14 protein-coding genes are annotated in these 17,838 nt (G+C 69.7%); 7 read left to right on the forward strand and 7 right to left on the reverse strand.

Annotated features, from left to right (window positions below; translation table 11 throughout):
* Positions 1-38 precede the first annotated feature (38 nt).
* Positions 39-1,238 (forward strand): dipeptidase, encoded by a 1,200-nt coding sequence (locus AC4BEG_RS20790; RefSeq protein WP_490701252.1) that lies wholly within the window; start codon positions 39-41, stop codon positions 1,236-1,238.
* An 89-nt stretch (positions 1,239-1,327) separates the two neighbouring features.
* On the opposite strand, the gene AC4BEG_RS20795 is transcribed toward AC4BEG_RS20790, so the two are convergent.
* A complete protein-coding gene (locus AC4BEG_RS20795; protein WP_490701253.1) occupies positions 1,328-2,668 on the reverse strand; it encodes a UDP-glucose dehydrogenase family protein in 1,341 nt (446 codons plus the stop codon).
* A 219-nt stretch (positions 2,669-2,887) separates the two neighbouring features.
* Between AC4BEG_RS20795 and AC4BEG_RS20800 the strand changes: the two genes are divergently transcribed.
* The gene (locus AC4BEG_RS20800) at positions 2,888-3,994 is read left to right on the forward strand and encodes an acyl-CoA dehydrogenase family protein (protein WP_490707149.1); all 1,107 of its coding nucleotides are present in this window, start codon (positions 2,888-2,890) and stop codon (positions 3,992-3,994) included.
* A gap of 67 nt (positions 3,995-4,061) precedes the next feature.
* Here AC4BEG_RS20800 and AC4BEG_RS20805 read toward each other — a convergent pair whose 3' ends face one another.
* A complete protein-coding gene (locus AC4BEG_RS20805; protein WP_490701254.1) occupies positions 4,062-5,351 on the reverse strand; it encodes an LCP family protein in 1,290 nt (429 codons plus the stop codon).
* Positions 5,352-5,447: 96 nt separating this feature from the next.
* On the opposite strand from AC4BEG_RS20805, the gene AC4BEG_RS20810 reads away from it, so the two are divergent.
* Both AC4BEG_RS20810 and AC4BEG_RS20815 read left to right on the forward strand, forming a co-directional pair.
* Positions 5,448-6,002, forward strand: a complete 555-nt coding sequence (locus tag AC4BEG_RS20810; RefSeq protein WP_490701255.1) for an acyl-CoA thioesterase — start codon at positions 5,448-5,450, stop codon at positions 6,000-6,002.
* Positions 6,003-6,078: 76 nt separating this feature from the next.
* The gene (locus AC4BEG_RS20815; RefSeq protein ID WP_490701256.1) at positions 6,079-6,654 is read left to right on the forward strand and encodes a hypothetical protein; all 576 of its coding nucleotides are present in this window, start codon (positions 6,079-6,081) and stop codon (positions 6,652-6,654) included.
* On the opposite strand, the gene AC4BEG_RS20820 is transcribed toward AC4BEG_RS20815, so the two are convergent.
* Positions 6,626-8,062, reverse strand: coding sequence for an LCP family protein (locus AC4BEG_RS20820; RefSeq protein WP_490701257.1), 1,437 nt, complete (start codon positions 8,060-8,062; stop codon positions 6,626-6,628). The two genes, AC4BEG_RS20815 and AC4BEG_RS20820, sit on opposite strands and share 29 nt — an antisense overlap.
* A gap of 200 nt (positions 8,063-8,262) precedes the next feature.
* Here AC4BEG_RS20820 and AC4BEG_RS20825 point away from each other — a divergent pair, with 200 nt between their 5' ends.
* Positions 8,263-9,282: a glycosyltransferase family 2 protein gene (locus AC4BEG_RS20825; RefSeq protein ID WP_490701258.1), complete on the forward strand. Its 1,020-nt coding sequence runs from the start codon at positions 8,263-8,265 to the stop codon at positions 9,280-9,282.
* Between the two features lie 94 nt (positions 9,283-9,376).
* On the opposite strand, the gene AC4BEG_RS20830 is transcribed toward AC4BEG_RS20825, so the two are convergent.
* The 4 genes from AC4BEG_RS20830 to AC4BEG_RS20845 form a co-directional block, all read right to left on the reverse strand.
* Complete coding sequence (locus AC4BEG_RS20830) at positions 9,377-11,011, reverse strand: LCP family protein (RefSeq protein WP_490701259.1); 1,635 nt, start codon at positions 11,009-11,011, stop codon at positions 9,377-9,379.
* 72 nt (positions 11,012-11,083) lie between these two features.
* Positions 11,084-12,766: an LCP family protein gene (locus tag AC4BEG_RS20835; protein ID WP_490701260.1), complete on the reverse strand. Its 1,683-nt coding sequence runs from the start codon at positions 12,764-12,766 to the stop codon at positions 11,084-11,086.
* A 228-nt stretch (positions 12,767-12,994) separates the two neighbouring features.
* Positions 12,995-14,113, reverse strand: coding sequence for an LCP family protein (locus AC4BEG_RS20840; RefSeq protein WP_490701261.1), 1,119 nt, complete (start codon positions 14,111-14,113; stop codon positions 12,995-12,997).
* A 219-nt stretch (positions 14,114-14,332) separates the two neighbouring features.
* Entirely contained in the window at positions 14,333-15,082 is a 750-nt protein-coding gene (locus tag AC4BEG_RS20845) for a TIGR03089 family protein (protein WP_490701262.1), read from the reverse strand.
* A gap of 128 nt (positions 15,083-15,210) precedes the next feature.
* Here AC4BEG_RS20845 and AC4BEG_RS20850 point away from each other — a divergent pair, with 128 nt between their 5' ends.
* Both AC4BEG_RS20850 and manB read left to right on the forward strand, forming a co-directional pair.
* Positions 15,211-16,545, forward strand: coding sequence for a peptidoglycan recognition protein family protein (locus AC4BEG_RS20850; protein WP_490701263.1), 1,335 nt, complete (start codon positions 15,211-15,213; stop codon positions 16,543-16,545).
* Between the two features lie 138 nt (positions 16,546-16,683).
* Entirely contained in the window at positions 16,684-17,715 is a 1,032-nt protein-coding gene (gene manB, locus AC4BEG_RS20855) for a mannose-1-phosphate guanylyltransferase (protein WP_490707150.1), read from the forward strand.
* Positions 17,716-17,838: the final 123 nt, after the last annotated feature.

Below are 17,838 nucleotides of genomic sequence, written 5' to 3' on the forward strand. Positions count from 1 at the left end.
GGCGTGACTTCGGTCATTCAACATTGCAAGATGTGACGATGACCGATCGTCTCGCGCAAGCCCGTGAACTGCTGACCACCCACCCCGTGGTCGACGGCCACAACGACCTTCCGTGGGCCCTGCGTGAGCAGGTCCGCTACGACCTCGACCGACGCGATATCGCCACCGATCTGAGCGCCTACACCCACACCGACCTGCCGCGGCTGCGCGCGGGAGGCGTCGGCGCCCAGTTCTGGTCGGTCTACGTCCGCTCGGACTTCAGCGGGGACACCGCCGTCAGCGCCACCCTCGAGCAGATCGATGTGGTCCGCCGGTTCACCGCGGCCCACCCCGACCAGCTGCGTCCGGCGCTCACCGCCGAGGACATGGAGACGGCGCGGGCCGAAGGCCGGATCGCCTCCCTCATGGGCGCCGAGGGCGGCCACAGCATCAACTGCTCCCTGGCCACCCTGCGCGCCCTGTACGACCTCGGGGTGCGCTATATGACGCTCACCCACAACGACAACATCCCGTGGGCGGACTCGGCGACCGACGAGCCGCGCGCCAACGGCCTCACCCGCTTCGGCGAGGAGGTCGTCCGGGAGATGAACCGGCTCGGCATGCTCGTCGACCTCTCCCATGTCTCGGCCGACACCATGCGCGACGCGCTCCGGGTCACCGAGGCGCCCGTGGTCTTCTCGCACTCCTCCGCCCGCGCCGTATGCGACCATCCGCGCAACATCCCCGACGACGTACTGGAGTTGCTGCCCGCCAACGGCGGGGTGGCGATGGTCACCTTCGTGCCCAAGTTCGTCCTGCAAGAGGCGGTCGCCTGGACCCAGGCGGCCGACGAGAACATGCGCGCCCACGGACTGCATCCGCTGGAGATGTCGGAGGCAGGGATAGCGGTCCACCGCGCCTTCGAGGAGGCCAATCCGCGCCCGAGGGCCACCGCGGCCCATGTCGCCGACCATCTGGACCATATGCGCGAGGCGGCGGGCATCGACCACATCGGCATCGGCGGCGACTTCGACGGCACCGCCTTCACCCCCGACGACCTCGCCGATGTCACCGGCTATCCGAACCTCATCGCCGAACTGCTGGACCGCCGCTGGACACCCGCCGATCTCGCCAAGCTGACCTGGCAGAACGCGGTCCGTACGCTGCGCTCCGCGGAGGATGTGGCGAGTGGGCTGCGGGAGTCCCGGGGCCCGTCGGTGGCCACGATCGAGCAGCTGGACGGCCCGGCGGCCGGATAGCCGGACGGCGCCGCCGGGACCGAACCCGGCGGCGCCGCAAGGACGTTCAGAAAACGCGTACGCCCGCAGTGGCGCTCCGCTCAAGGCCCTCAGGCCAGGGGGCGGCCCAGTGCCCGGTAGAGCCAGCCCGCCTCGCGCCAGCGGTCCGGGTCCAGGGCGTTCCGTCCGTCCAGGACGCGGCGCTCGGCGACCGCCTCGCCGAGCCCGGCCGGGTCCAGCTCACGGAACTCGCGCCACTCGGTGAGGTGCAGCACCGCATGGGCGCCCCGCGCCGCCTCCAGCGCGCTCGGCGCGTAGGCCAGGGTCGGGAAGAGGGCGCGGGCGTTGTCCATCCCCTTGGGGTCGAAGACGGTGACCTGGGCACCCTGGAGCTGTATCTGTCCGGCCACGTTGAGCGCGGGGGAGTCCCGTACGTCGTCCGAGTCCGGCTTGAAGGTCGCGCCCAGCACCGCGACCCGCTTGCCGAGGAAGCTGCCGCCCACGGCCTCGCGGGCCAGCTCGACCATATGGCCACGGCGCCGCATGTTGATCGAGTCCACCTCGCGCAGGAAGGTGAGCGCCTGGTCGGCGCCCAGCTCACCGGCGCGCGCCATGAACGCCCGGATGTCCTTGGGCAGACAGCCGCCGCCGAAGCCGATCCCGGCGCGCAGGAACTTCTTCCCGATGCGCTCGTCATGGCCGATGGCCTCGGCCAGCTTCACCACATCGCCGCCCGCGGCCTCACAGACCTCGGCCATGGCGTTGATGAAGGAGATCTTGGTGGCGAGGAAGGAGTTCGCCGAGGTCTTCACCAGCTCGGCGGTCGGGTAGTCGGTGACGACGAACGGCGAGCCCTCGGCGATGGGCGTGGTGTACACCTCGCGCAGTTGCTTCTCGGCCCGCTCGCTGGTGACGCCGACCACGATCCGGTCCGGGTGCAGGGTGTCCTGGACGGCGAAGCCCTCGCGCAGGAACTCCGGGTTCCAGGCCAGCTCCGCGTCGCCGCCCACCGGGGCCAGCTCCGCCAGCCGGGCGGCCAGCCGGTCCGCGCTGCCCACCGGCACCGTGGACTTGCCGACGACCAGCGCCGGGCGGCGCAGATGCGGGGCGAGCGATTCCACGGCGGAGTCGACGTAACTCATGTCACAGGCGTACTCGCCGTGCTTCTGCGGGGTGTTCACACAGATGAAGTGGACATCGCCGAACTCACCCGCCTCCTCGTAGGAGCTGGTGAAGCGCAGCCGCCCGGTCGCGCCCTCGATCCCCGCGACATGACGCCGCAGCAGGTCCTCCAGGCCCGGTTCGTACATCGGGACTCTGCCCGCCGAGAGCATCGCGATCTTCTCGGGGACGATGTCCAGACCCAGTACCTCGAATCCCAGCTCGGCCATGGCCGCGGCGTGCGTGGCGCCGAGGTAGCCGGTACCGATCACTGTGATTTTGAGGGGCATGGGGGGCTCCAGAGCTTCGGTCACAGATGCGCTGACTGAGCATAGTCGGGGCAGGGGACCGAGCCCCAGCCGAGGCTGTCGGCAACCTCACGTATACCTGTTGGCGCGACGCCCCTAGAATTCAGTTACTTAACGGTAGTTAGCACGTTCAGGGGAGTGGAGAACTTGGGGTCCTCGGTGAATGACTTCGACCTGTACCGGCCGTCCGAGGAGCACGACATGCTCCGCGACTCCGTCCGCTCCCTGGCCGAGGCGAAAATCGCCCCGTTCGCGACCGAGGTCGACGAGGAGGGCCGCTTCCCGCAGGAGGCGCTGGAGGCGCTCGTCGCCAATGACCTGCACGCGGTGCACGTCCCCGAGTCCTACGGCGGCGCGGGCGCGGACGCCCTGGCCACCGTGATCGTCATCGAGGAGGTCGCCCGGGTCTGCTGCTCCTCCTCGCTGATCCCCGCGGTCAACAAGCTGGGCTCGCTGCCCGTCGTCCTCTCCGGCTCCGAGGAGCTGAAGAAGAAGTACCTGGGCCCGCTCGCCAAGGGCGACGCGATGTTCTCGTACTGCCTCTCCGAGCCGGACGCGGGCTCGGACGCGGCGGGCATGAAGACCAAGGCCGTACGCGACGGCGACTTCTACGTGCTCAACGGTGTGAAGCGCTGGATCACCAACGCCGGGGTCTCCGAGTACTACACGGTGATGGCCGTCACCGACCCCGAGAAGCGCTCCAAGGGCATCTCCGCCTTCGTCGTGGAGAAGTCCGACGAGGGCGTCTCCTTCGGCGCCCCGGAGAAGAAGCTCGGCATCAAGGGCTCCCCGACCCGCGAGGTCTACCTCGACAACGTCCGGATCCCCGCCGACCGCATGATCGGCGCCGAGGGCACCGGCTTCGCCACCGCGATGAAGACCCTGGACCACACCCGCATCACCATCGCCGCCCAGGCGCTGGGCATCGCCCAGGGCGCGCTGGACTACGCCAAGGGGTACGTCCAGGAGCGCAAGCAGTTCGGCAAGGCCATCGCCGACTTCCAGGGCGTCCAGTTCATGCTGGCCGACATGGCGATGAAGGTGGAGGCCGCCCGCCAGCTCACCTACGCGGCGGCCGCCAAGTCCGAGCGCGGGGACAGCGACCTCACCTTCCAGGGCGCCGCCGCCAAGTGCTTCGCCTCGGACGTCGCCATGGAGGTCACGGTCGACGCCGTCCAGCTGCTCGGCGGCTACGGCTACACCCGTGACTACCCGGTCGAGCGGATGATGCGGGACGCCAAGATCACGCAGATCTACGAGGGCACCAACCAGGTCCAGCGCATCGTGATGGCGCGCAACCTGCCGTAAGGCGCCCGGCGGACACGACAAAGGCGGGGGCATCGCACACGCGATGCCCCCGCCTTCGTCATGTTTCTCAGTTGCTCGAGGAGACGGTGACCTTCTCGTCGTTCTTCAGCTGGCTCACCAGCTCCTTGACCTTGGGCATGTCCCACTGCACCGCGCTGCCCTGGGGAGTGGAGAGGCCGGGGTTGGAGACGGGCATGTTCATCTGCTTGCCGTCACCGCCGGAGACGCTCTTCATCGCGAAGAACATGTCCTTCACATCCCACAGGCTCATGTCCTTGTCGACGACCAGGTTGTCCAGACCGGCGCTCATCGTCGGGTAGAGCGTGAAGGGGTTGAGCAGCGTACTGGGCGAGGCCGCCTCGTTGGCGAGCGCCGACAGGAACTTCTGCTGGTTCTTGGTGCGGTCCAGGTCGCCGCCCGCCAGGCCGTAGCGCTGCCGGACGAAGGCGAGCGCCTGCTGGCCGTCCAGCGTCTGCTTGCCCTTCTTGAGGTCGGTCCCGGAGTTCTTCTCCTTCATGTCCTGCGGGATGTCGATCTCCACCCCGCCGACCCCGTCGACCAGCTTGGCGAAGCCGTCGAAGCCGATCTCCGCGTAGTGGTCGATCTTCAGACCGGTGTTGTACTCGATCGTCCGGACCAGCAGCGAGGGGCCCTCGGAGGAGTACGACGCGTTCAGCTTGTTCTGGCTCTGGGGGATCCGCTTGCCGCTCTCCGAGCCGGTGAAGGCCGGGATGGTGACATAGGAGTCACGCGGGAGGCTGATCATGGTGTTTCCGTTGTCACCGACGTGGAGAAGGATCATGGAGTCGGTGCGGCGGCCCTCGGCGGAGCCGGTGTGCAGCTTCTTCTTCTCCTCGGCGGACAGCCCCTCACGGCTGTCGGAACCGACGATCAGGTAGTTGGTGCCCTTGCCGCCTTCGGGCCGGTCCTCGACCTTGCTCAGGTCGACCTCGCGGCGCAGCTTGGAGTCGGCCCAGAAGTAGGTGCCGATACCGACGGCCAGCAGCAGGACGAGGAAGGTCACCAGGCCGATGGTTATCCGGCGCTTCCAGTTCTTGGGCCGGGCCGGGCCGGGGGCGCCGTCTCCGGGTCCGCCCCTGCCGCCGCCGTAGACCTGTCCGGTGTTGTAACCGTCGTCGTAGTCGTCGTAGCCCGGGGACGCGTGCTGCTGCGGCACCCTGCCGCGCGGCGACATGCTCGGCGGCAACGGCGGCTCATCCGACGGCGGGCCGCCCGCACCCGGCACCGCACGCCTGACCTGCGGCATCGCGCGGGCCCCTTCCGGTTCGGAGCTGCCGCTGCCACGTCCATACCGGTCGTTGCGGTCGCCGGTCCATCCCTGGGGCCAATCGCTCATGCAAGGCAGTGTGCCTGGTCGGGTGGGTGCCCATACAGGCCGGGTGCCGTATCGGGGCACCTCTGTTGCAGAGCTGATAAGAATCCCGCCCCGCATATGGTGGACGGCATGACCATTCAGGCCCAGGGTGCGGAAGCGGAGCTTCCGGGTAAGCCCACCTCCGCCTCCCGTACCACGCTGTCGCACATCATGACCAACAGTGATACGAACCTCCTCGGCACCGTGCACGGCGGCGTGATCATGAAATTGGTGGACGACGCGGCGGGAGCGGTCGCCGGACGCCACTCCGAGGGCCCCGCGGTCACCGCGTCGATGGACGAGATGGCCTTTCTCGAGCCGGTCCGGGTCGGCGACCTCGTCCATGTGAAGGCCCAGGTCAACTGGACCGGGCGGTCCTCCATGGAGGTCGGGGTGCGGGTACTGGCCGAGCGGTGGAACGAATCCACCCCCGCCACCCAGGTCGGCAGCGCCTATCTGGTCTTCGCCGCGGTCGACGCCGACGGCAAGCCCCGGGCGGTACCCCCGGTGATACCCGAGTCCGAACGCGACAAGCGGCGCTACCAGGAGGCCGAGATCCGGCGCACCCACCGGCTCGCCCGCCGCCGCGCGATCCGGGAACTGCGCGCCCGCCGCACCGCCGAGGAGCTGTAACCGGGCGGACGTTGTGCCCCGACAGGCGTAACGGAGAGTTACCCGCCGCGCGCGTTTCGTTTCTACAGTGGGGCCCATGTGGCGCCCTCCGCAACGCGGTACCCTCGCCGTCCTCAAGATCCAGGCCACCGTGCTGCTGGCCGCCATCGGGCTGCTGTTCGCCGGCACCCTGCTCTCCGCGGGCGGGCTGACCGTGCTGACGGTGAATCCGGTGCGGACGGTCACCCCCAAGCCCGGTAACACCGGCACCGGAACCACCTCACCGTCCCCGCCCACCACCTCTCCGATCACCTCCCCGCCCACCTCGCCCCCGTCGCCGCCCACCAGCCCGCCGACCTCGCCGGTCACCTCCGGCCCTGGCGGAACCCCCGGCGAGAGCCCGCCCGGGGCCTCCGGACCGCCTCGGCCAGCCGGGCGGCAGCTCGCCGAGGACGTGACGGGAAACTCCCCGGCCCTGACGACCACCTGGCTCGGCCTGATCACCCAGCTCATGGGGCTGGTCACGGCGCTGGTCGGGGTCTACTCCGCGGGCCGCGGCCAGAGCCGGACCGCCGAGCCGGAGACCGCGGAGCGCGGCGGACGGCAGGGTCGGCAGGCCCGGGTTGTGGGGGCCAACCAGCCGCCTAGGGGCAGGCGACCTCGTCGCCGGTGACGGCCTCGATGCCGTTCTCGGCCGGACGCGGCCCCTCGGGCCGCACCTTGCGGACGCCCTTGTAGTCCTGGCCCACCGTGACCTGCATCACCGCACCGTGCTTGGCGACCGGCCGCAGTTTGGCACCGGGCAGCGCGGCTGCCAGCGAGCGCACCGAACGGCTCCAGACCGGGTCGTAGGTGATCACCGTGCGCTTGACGCCCGAGACCGCCGCGTCGGCCGGGGAGCCGGTGGTGGCGAAACCGGCGGCGTGCAGCGCGCGGTCCGCGCGCCGGGCCAGCCCCGACTCGGTGGTGCCGTTGAGCACATGCACCTTGACCCGGGCGGGAGCCACATCGACCGGGACACCGCTCGGCTTCCTGGTGTGGTGCACCGTCAGCGGCCGGTCCTCGCGGATCGCCGTGAACAGCCGTGCCGCCTTCTCCTCGTCCCAGCGCAGCGTGGAGCCGACCCCCTTGACCGGGATGCCGGGCAGATCCACCGGCACCGAGGCGAACTCCGACGACGCCGGGGTGAACCCGTGCATCGCCCGGCCCAGCTCCACCAGGTCCTCCGCTCCGAAACCATGGTCGGCTCGGACCGAGCCCAGCAGAGTGGTGGCCACCTTGTTGAACTTCACCGGGTTGAAGAGGACGCCCCCGGTGGTGGTCTGGTCGATCACCGATGCCATGAACCGCTGCTGGCGCTGGATCCGGCCCAGGTCGGAGGTGCCGTCGATATGCCGGGAGCGGACGTATTGCAGCGCCTGGCCGCCGTTCAGCACATGGCTGCCGACCGGCAGGTCAAGACCGGTGTGGTCGTCCTTCAGCCGCCGTGCCGTACACACCTTCACCCCGCCCACCACGTCCACCGTCTTCATGAAGCTGGTGAAGTCCACCTCGAGGTAGTGGTCCACATGGACACCGGTCAGATGCTCGACGGTGCGCACCGTCAGACCGGGGCCGCCCTCGGCGTAGGCGGCGTTGAGCTTCTGCGGATGCGTGGGGTGCCGTCTGCCGGTGGGGTCGGTGTACGCGGGAATCTCGGCGTAGGAGTCCCGGGGCAGACTGACCACACTGGCGCGGCGGCGGTCGCCCGACAGATGCACCAGCATGATCGTGTCCGTGCAGTGGCAGGGCTCGCCGCCCAGCCGGTAGAGCGTCTTCTCCTGCGGGGTGATCCGGTCCCGGCCGTCCGTGCCCACCACCAGGAAGTTGACGCCCCCGCCACCGCCCTTGGGCCGGTTGTCCAGGTCGTCGAAGACATCGACCCGGTGGATCCCGGATTCCAGCTCCCGGACCAGCAGATGTCCGATACCGCTGACGGCCAGCACCAGACCGGAGGCCCCGGCGGCCATCCGCAGCCCCCAGCGGGGACGGTGGCCGGAGCGGGGGCGCGGCGGGCGAGGGATACGGGCCGGTGCTCTCACTGGCGCAAGACCTCCGTGACAGGCGGGCGGAGCGGAATCGCCTCACCGTAGGCCCATACGATGAGCGCCTTGGCGGCCCCACGCCGCCGGTGCCGCCCGCTGCCACCCGGGCGGCGCGCTCCGGTATCCCCCATACGCGGTAACGTGGGCCCGATACCCGCAGTCTTCCGGGGGTCGACCCCCAAAAACCCCGAGGTGCCATGCCCCCGCATCAGCTCCCGGCCGTCTCCGTGATCATGCCGGTGCTCAATGAGGAACGCCATCTGCGCAACTCCGTGCGGCACATCCTGGAGCAGGAGTACGCCGGTGAGATGGAGGTGGTGATCGCCCTCGGCCCGTCCACCGACCGCACCGACGAGATCGCCGCCGAGCTGGTCGCCGAGGACCCCCGGGTGCACACCGTGCCCAACCCCACGGGCCGCACTCCCGCCGCGCTGAACGCCGCGATCAAGGCGTCCCGTCATCCGGTGGTGGTCCGCGTCGACGGCCACGGCATGCTGTCCCCGGACTACATCGCGACGGCCGTGCGGCTCCTGGAGGAGACCGGCGCGCAGAACGTCGGCGGCATCATGCACGCCGAGGGCGAGAACGACTGGGAGCACGCCGTCGCAGCCGCCATGACCTCCAAGATCGGGGTCGGCAACGCCGCGTTCCACACCGGCGGCGAGGCGGCCCCGGCCGAGACCGTCTATCTGGGCGTCTTCCGCCGTGCGGCGCTGGAGCAACAGGGCGGCTACAACGAGGAGTTCATCCGTGCCCAGGACTGGGAGCTGAACTTCCGCATCCGTGAGGCGGGCGGGCTGATCTGGTTCTCGCCCGACCTGAAGGTCTCCTACCGGCCGCGGCCCAGCGTGCGGGCGCTGGCCAAGCAGTACAAGGACTACGGGCGCTGGCGCCATGTGGTGGCCCGCTTCCACCAGGGCTCGATCAATCTGCGCTATCTGGCCCCGCCGACCGCCGTGATCGCCATCGCGGCGGGCCTGGTCGTGGGCGCGGCCGTCACTCCGTGGGGTCTGGTGATCCCCGGGGGCTATCTGGCGGCCATCACCGCGGGCTCGGTCCCGGCGGGCAAGGGGCTGCCGCTCGCGGCCCGGCTGCGGATCCCGGTCGCGCTGGCCACCATGCACATGTCGTGGGGCTGGGGCTTTCTGACCAGCCCGCGGTCGCTCGCCAAGAAGGTCATCGCCAGCCGCCGCCCGGCGGTCATGGCCGAGAGCTGAGCCGCTCCGCCTCGGGGCGCAGCCGAACCGCCTTAGGGGGCCGGACCCGGACCGGGTCCGGCCCCCTCGTCGTTCGCGCGGGATGAGCAGCGGATCAGAAGGTGTACTGCGGATTCACCTTCATACATGCCCCCTTGTCCTCGCCGTTGAGGGCGTCGGCGCTCTCGGGTGTCTTGCCGTCGTCCTCCTTCGCCGGCTTGGGGTAGACGGTGCCCTCACGCCAGTCGTTGCCCACCACGAGCGTCACGTCCTGCACCGACTTCGACGACTTCACCGCGGACTTCGGCAGCTTCAGCGCCTTGGCCACGGCCAGCGCGTCGCCCTGCCGGGCCTCGTCGGGGTACCGCACGGTGGTGTCGGCCTGCGAGGTGAGGACGGTGCTCGCGGTGGCCTTGGCGTAGCCGAGCCGGACCAGCTCGGAGGTGATCACACCGGCCCGGCCGGACACCGGCCCCAGGACCGTGCTGGACGTGCCGTTCTGCACCACCACCGGGAGCTCGCCCTTGGGGGCGGTGGGCGCCGGGGTGTGGTCGGGCTTCTTCTTGTCCTTGCCGTCCATCGCGATGTCGTTGCGCAGCAGTGAGAAGGTCTGCTCGGCATCGCCCGGCTTGGGCTTCACATACTCACCGCCGCCGCCGTACTCCCAGGGCATGGTGATCATGGTGGTCCGCTTGGTCGGCACCCGCTTGAGGTCATTGCCCAGGTCGTAGAGGTGCTTGACGGTGCCCAGGCCGCGGTCGACGGTCAGCGCCTTGGTCGCGGCCTCCGCCAGGTCCATCAGCTTGCCCGGATCGCTGAGCTTGGTGCCCGCCTTCAGCTGCCGGATCATCGAGGTCATATACATGTGCTGGGCCTTGGCGCGGCCGATGTCGGTGTTGTCCTCGAAGCCGTAGCGGGTGCGCAGCCACTGGAGGGCCTGGACGCCCTTGACGCTGTGGGTGCCCTTCGTCAGCCGCAGACCGGAGCCATGGCCCTTGCTGTCGTGGGAGTAGACGTTGTCCCGGACACACACCGGGACGCCGCCGACGGCGTCCGCCATGGACACCACCCCGGAGAAGTCGATCATCATGAAGTGATCGATGTAGACCCCGGTCAGCGCCTTCCAGGCGGCGACCGTACAGCCCGGACCGCCGTGCTGGAGCGACTGGTTGATGGCCGCCTCGGTCTTCGGATAGACCTCACCGGTCTTGGGGTCGGTGCACCGGGGGATGGTCACCCGGGTGTCACGGGGGATGCTGACCACCGACATATTGCTGCGGTCGGCCGAGACATGCACCAGCATCTGCACATCGGCCAGCGGCTTGCGGTCGGCGTCCTGCTTGGCGCCGCCCAGCTTGACGTTCTCCGCGCTGTTCCGGCTGTCGGAGCCTATGAGGAGGATGTTCAGAGGGGTCTGGCCCGCGGCGTTGGGCTCGGGCTTGCCGATCTTGCTGTCGCCGAGGTCCAGCTCCTCCTTCCGCAGATTGCCGTTGAGGTGCTGGTAGTAGAGATATCCGGCACCGGCCGCGCCGAGCACCAGCACGGCGAGGGTCAACGCGGTCCAGCGCAGTATTCGCACGCCCCGGCTGCGCTTGGGGCGGCGCGCGCCGCCCCGGCGGTGCCCCGCGCCGTCCGGCGCGGGGCCCTCCCCTTCCGGTGGGCTGTCATCCTCACCCGGATCGCGCGGATCGCGGGGTTCGGGCACAGCGGCGTGCCGCTGTCTCTCCCCCCGCACTTTGCTCTGCCGCATCGGGCCTCCCCGGCTCCTGCTTCAGTTGTGGGCCGGTCCGAGGGGCGAGCCTGCTCCGCCGGCCGGCGACGGTCACTTGGCGCAGATGTTCTTGTCGTCGGCCTCGACCCTCTGGATGTCCTTCGGCGCCTTCGACGGGGCGGCGATCGGTGTACCCGCGCCCTTGAAGTCCCCCCCGAGCGTCAGCTTCATCTCGGCCATCGGCTCGGCGTCCTTGGTGCCCTCCTTCATCGCGGAGGCGGGCAGTCCCATGCTGTCGGCCAGCCGCCGGGCCTGGTCGGCCTGGTTCGGCGCGTACTCCAGGGTGGTCTTCTTCAGCTCCGAAGGAGCGTTTCCGCCGTTGCTGGTGCGGAGCATCCCCTCGGTGTTCTGCATCCAGTCGACGGTCTCCTGCGCGGCGCCGAACTTCCCGCTGCCGTTGAGCACCTTGACCCGGACGTCGGCGGGCTCGGCCTTGGGACCCTTGAGCCGGGCCGCCTGCTTGTCCTTGGCCGCCTTCTGCTTCTTCTTGACCTCGGTCAGCGAGACGTCCTGCCGCACCATCTGGAACAGCGGCTCGGCCTTGGTCTTGTCCAGCAGCACCGTGGCGCCGTCGGTGTTGTCGACCACCGGGACCGTCGCGAAGGTGATGTTCTTCAGATCGACCTTGCTCAGGTTCTTGCCCAGTTCGGCCAGCTTGCTGACCGTTCCGATCCCGGTGTCCACCGTCAGCGCCTTGGTGGCCGACTGGGCCAGCTTCCAGGTCTTGGCCGGGTTGGTGAGCGAACCGCTCGACTTCATCTTGCGCATCAGTGAACTGAGGAACTGCTGTTGCAGCTTGATCCGGTCCAGATCGCCGCCGAAGCCCACCGCGTGCCGGGTCCGGACGAACGCCAGGGCCTCCTCGCCCTCGACCGTGTGCCGGCCCTTCTTCAGGTTCAGATGGGACTTGGGGTCGTTGATGTCCTTGCCGAGGCAGACATCCACTCCGCCGACCGCCGTGGACAACTCCTTGACCGCGTTGAAGTCGGCCATCATGAAGTGGTTGATGTTCAGGCCGGTGATCTTCTCCACCGTCTGCCAGGTACAGCCGGGATCCCGCTCCTCCTGTCCCAGGCTGGTGTTGAAGCGCACTTCCTTCTCGCCCGGGATGTTCTTGAACGAGCCGTCGTCCTGCTTCGTCTTGCAGTCCGGGATATCGGTGATCATGTCCCGCGGGAAGCTCAGCACGGTCGCGTTCGACCGGTCCTCCGAGACGTGGAACAGCAGTGTGGTGTCGGCGTGGCCGACGCTGCCCGCGTCGCCGTAGCCCTTGTTCCCCTTGCCGTCACGCCGGTCGGTACCGATGAGCAGGATATTCATCGGGCCGTCGGCGACCGCGGCGTTGTTCTCGCCGACATCGACCTTCTTGATGTTGCCGTTGAGTTGCTGATAGACGAAGTACGCCGCCGCCGCACCGCCGACCAACAGAAAGGCCAGCGAGCCGCTGGTCCACAAGAGGATCTTCTTCCCCTTGGACTTCTTCGGCTTCGGCTTGCGCCGACTGGCCGGCCCCGACGGGGCCTCTTCCCGCTTGTCCGCCCGCCGGCGCCCCCGCTGCTCGGACTCGGGCGTACGACGCCGACTCGCGGATCTGGGGGCCTGCGGTGTCCCGGCGGAATCAGCCGGTGTCGCGGCATTGTTCAGCCGCAGTTCGTAGCTCCCGGTGTTCGGGTCGAACACCCACTGATCGGCGGCGTCGAAATCGTCCGCCCGCCCATCGCCTTGCGCGTCCACGGTCGCCTGTGTCCTCCGTTGGTGCCACGCGGCGCCTCCCCTTCAAGGCGCTCCCATCCGTCTTCCTCACAGTGCGCGGCCACCTCGTAGAGCGCACCGGATCGCTCACACTATCCGCCCAGTTCAGCGCCAAGCGACGCCGGTGACAAATTCCACTTCCCTACAACTGGGCATTCTGCCCAATCCTTTCCCCGCCCTTCACGAGTCCGTGCCCCAGGCTTTGTGTACTTAGTCGCAGATGTCACGGGCCGCCGTCGTTCCTTGGTAGGGGCTGCGGTCCACAGCCTTCGGATCTTCCTCCGTCGTGGACGTGACGGAACGTGTCACGGAGACCGGCTGGTCGAGCCGCAACTGCCGGAACAAGTGATCGGCGTCGGGCTGGACGAGCTCATCACGGTTCTTGTTGTACGTATAGGGCTGTCGCGGAATCGTGAGGAAACGGATTTTCTCCCGGGGGATGTTCCGGACCCCCCGGACCAGGTCGTACAGGTCCTTGAGCGAATCCAGCCCCGGATCCGTGGTCAGTGACGAGGTGGCAGCGTTGAGCACGGGATAGAGCTTCCGCGGGTTGAGCAGCACACCATTGCTCTGCACTTTCTTCACAAGCGAGCCCAGGAACTCCTGCTGGCGGCCGATACGCTCGGTGTCGCTTCCGTTACCGATGCTGTACCGGGCCCGTACATAACCGAGGGCCTGCTCACCGTGGAGAACCTGACGCCCCGCGGGCAGCCGCAGATGCGCATCGGTGTCGTCGACGGACTCCTTCAGACAGACCTCCACGCCCCCGACCGCGTTCACCAGCTTCTTGAAGCCGGTGAAGTCCACGATCACATGGTGGTCCACGCGGATCCCGGTGAGCTTCTCCACCGTGCGGATCGTGCAGGCCGCCCCGCCGTACTCGAACGCCCAGTTGAACTGGGCGAACCGGGCCGCCATCCGCTTTCCGCTCGCCCGGTCGCAGCCGGGGATGTCCACCATCAGGTCGCGCGGGATCGAGACCGCCGTGGCGCCCCTGCCGTTCGCCTGGAGATGCAGCAGGATCGTGGTGTCCGAGCGCTGGGTGCCGGTGTCCCGGCCGTATTTGCGGTTGCCCTTGCCGCCGCGGTTGTCCGAGCCGATCAGCAGGATGTTCTGCGCGTCCCGCACCATCGACGCCGGCCGCTCCGCCTCGTACTTCCGCAACTCGTCCGCGGTCCGGGTGTCGGTGCGGATATTGCCGTCGAGGCGTTCGTAGAACCACCAGCCCGTCCCGGCGATCGACAGCACCAGCACGGCCACGCCCAGCGCGAGCACACGCAGCCATCGCCGCCCGTCTCTGGGCACCGTGTCCGGGCTGTCTGTCGTCACGTCCGCGTCCTCCCACCCGTGGTCCACGCCGGTGGGGCGGACCGGCGTCGCGTGCTGGGTTCCCGAATTATTGGGACAGACATGCGAACCCCGCACATGGTTGTACGTATCCGTCGATCATCGCGCGGGGTGGGCGGCGCGGCCCGTGGGCTCGGCCCGCAGTCCGCCGGACGGGTCAGGGGACGTCCGGGCGGTCCCCGAGGACCGCCCGGCCCTCCATCAGGCGCTCTCGGTGACGCGCTCGCTCTCCCGGCGCTCGGCCAGCGCCCGCTCGTCGAGCTGGTCCAGATGGCGGCACAGCACCACCGAGCCGCCCGAGGCCAGCGGCGCGAACAGGCCGTACGACAGCCCCTCCCAGCCGTCGTACGCCAGCCCCGACAGCACCCGGGAACCGGGCCCGAGCCCCCGCCCGGCCGCGTCCGCGCGCGCCCGCTCCACCAGCTCGGCCGCCGTCAGCTCCAGCCCGCCGACGGTGAGCGCGGGCGCGTCCGGGTCCACCGGGGCGTACGGCGTGAAGCGATCGCCCTGGCTCGGCACCTCCACCGCGTAGTCCGCGAACCCCTGTGGCGGCTGCGGAAACCGGCCGCCCATCGGGCGCAGTGCCAGCGCCATCCGCTCCCCGGAGCACGCCCGCGCCTCCTCCAGGGTGTCCGGGCCGCTGACGACCACATCGGCCCCGGCCGGGTCGCCCCCGACCTCCGCGACCACACCCACCGACGAGCAGGCCAGCAGCCACACCGCGGTCTGCCAGTGGGCGGGCAGCAGCAGCGCCAGCCGGTCGCCCGGCGCGGCGGACAGATCGTCCTGTAGCAGATTGGCGGTCTTCGCCACCCAATTGGCGAAGGTGGCTACGGAGAGTTCGACGCGTTCACCCGTCGCGTCGTCGTAGAAGGTCACAAGCGGGCGGGCCGGGTCCGCGGCGAGTGCGGATCGCAGCAGGTCGGCAGGGGTGCGATCGGTGGCGTTCACCCGCGCAAGCGTACGCGGCCGCCCCTCGCCCCGAGCGGGGTGCGCGAGGGTTCGGCCACCACCCGGGCCGGGCTCCGGACCGGCTCCCGAATGGACAGTTCTGTCAGGCTATGTCCACGATTTTCCACATGCGCGCATTTCTTGCATCCTCGATCGGCCTCGTGTGCACCGCCGCCTTCGCCCTCCCGCTCGCCCTCCACACCGCCTCCGCCCACCCCCGTGGTACCCAGCCGGGCAGCATCCAGTCGCTGCCCCTGCGCCCGCTCGGCGGTGGACTCGCGCGGAGCGCGGTCGCGCCCGGCGGCGCCCAGGAGGTGGCCGCGCAGGGCGTACGGCCGTTCTCGCTGGTCGGCGTCGTCTGGGACAACGCCGACGCGGAACTCGGCGCCCGGGTGCAGATCCGTACGCGTGCGACCGGCACCGGTCTGTGGTCCGCCTGGCGCGACCTCGCCCCCTACGGGGACGAAGCCCCCGACCCCACCTCGCCGGAGAGCGGCGGCACCCGCGCACACGGCGGCACGGCACCGCTGTGGGTCGGCGACGCCGACGGGGTGCAGGCACGGGTCCGGCCCGGTCCGATGCGGACGGCGGGCACGGCACTGCCGGTGGGGACGCGGCTGCAACTGGTGAACCCGGGGGAGGCGGGCACCGCGCCCGCCGCGGCGCCCCGTGCGCATCCGACGCGACCGGTTCCTTCGCCGAAGCGGAGGCCGGTGAAACCGGTGAAACCGGTGAAACCCGTGAAACCGGTGAATCCCCTGAAGCCCACGAATCCCCTCAAGCCCCTCAAGCCCGCGGCACCCGCGAAACCCTCCGCCCCCTCGGCGTCCCCCTCGCTCCCCGCCACCACCGCACCGCACACCGCCCCCAAGCCCCGCATCATCACCCGCGCCGGATGGGGTGCCGACGAGACTCTCCGTGAGAAGGACCACGCCTACAGCAGGACCATCAAAGTCGCCTTCCTCCACCACACGGTGACAGGCAATGCCTACAACTGCTCGGACGTGCCCACCCTTTTGCGCGGTATCTACCGCTACCACGTCAAGAGCATGGGATGGCGTGACTACGGCTACAACTTCACCGTCGACAAGTGCGGAAACATCTACGAGGGCCGAGCCGGCGGGGTGGCCAAGGCTGTGATCGGCGCGCACACCCGCGGATTCAATGCCAAGAGCATGGGTGTCGCCGTTCTCGGAACCTTCGACGCCGAGCAGCCGTCCAAGAAGGCGGTGAACGCGATCGCCGAGCTCACCGCGTGGAAACTGGGCCTCTATGACAGGAATCCGAGGGCCGTGGTCCACCTGGTGTCCGGTGGCGGGAACAAGTACACAGAGGGCACCAGTGTGAGGCTCAACGTGATCTCGGGACACCGCGACGGCTTCGCCACGGACTGCCCCGGGCAGCTTCTCTACGACAAGCTCGGCTCGGTACGCCGCACCGCGGCCCGGCTCCAGGGGCGCTGACCAGGCGCGGTCCGCGGATCTGCCTACACTGGCCCGGCCCGGAGCCCCAGTAGGAAGCAGAGACGATACGTGACCACAGCGCCATCAACGCCAGAAGCGATCCTCCTGGTCGGCGGCAAGGGGACCCGGTTGCGACCCATGACGGTGCACACCCCCAAACCGATGGTCCCGGCGGCCGGTGTGCCGTTCCTCACCCATCAACTCGCCCGCGCCCGTGCCGCCGGGGTCGAGCACATCGTGCTCGCCACGTCCTACCTCGCCGAGGTCTTCGAGCCGTACTTCGGTGACGGGTCCTCACTCGGGCTGCATCTGGAGTACGTCACCGAGGAGGAGCCGCTCGGCACCGGTGGCGCCATCCGCAACGTCGCGTCCCGGCTGCACTCCGGTCCGGACGACCCGGTGCTCATCTTCAACGGCGACATCCTCACCGGTCTCGACATCCGCGCCCTCGTCGACACCCACCGCACCGCCGGCGCCGATGTCTCCCTCCACCTCACCCGGGTCACCGACCCGCGTGCGTACGGGCTGGTGCCGACCGACGCCGACGGCCGGGTCACCGCCTTCCTGGAGAAGCCGCAGACCCCCGAGGAGATCGTCACCGACCAGATCAACGCGGGCGCGTACGTCTTCAACCGCTCGGTCATCGACGCCATCCCCGCCGACCGCCCGGTCTCCGTCGAACGCGAGACCTTCCCCGGGCTGCTGGAGGCGGGCGCCCATCTCCAGGGCATGGTCGACTCCACGTACTGGCTCGACCTCGGCACCCCGCAGGCGTTCGTCCGCGGCTCGGCCGACCTGGTCCTGGGCCGCGCCCCCTCCCCGGCCGTGCCGGGGCGCTGCGGTGACCGACTGGTCCTGGACAGCGCGTCGGTGGCGGTCGACGCCAAGCTGTCCGGCGGCACGGTGATCGGCCCCCAGGCCCGGGTGGGCGCGGGCGCGCGGATCGAGGGCAGCGCGGTGCTGGAGGGCGCGATCGTCGAAGAGGGCGCGCAGGTGCGCGACTCCCTCGTCGGCGCGGGCGCGCGGGTCGGGGCGCGCACGGTCTTGCAGGGCGCCGTGATCGGCGACGGCGCGCTGGTGGGCGCGGACAACGAACTGCGGGACGGCGTACGGGTGTGGTGCGGGGCGGACATTCCGGCGGGGGCGGTGCGGTTCTCTTCCGACCAGTAGGTCCGTTGTGGGTGCGGGGCGCGGGCGCGGGCGCGGGTGCGGGTGCGTTGTGGGTGCAGGGGTGCTGGGTGGTCGGGTGCGGGTGCGGGGCCTCCGGGGCAGGGCCCTGGACCGTATATTTTT

It is taken from the genome of Streptomyces sp. JLBJ103 (assembly GCF_058215575.1).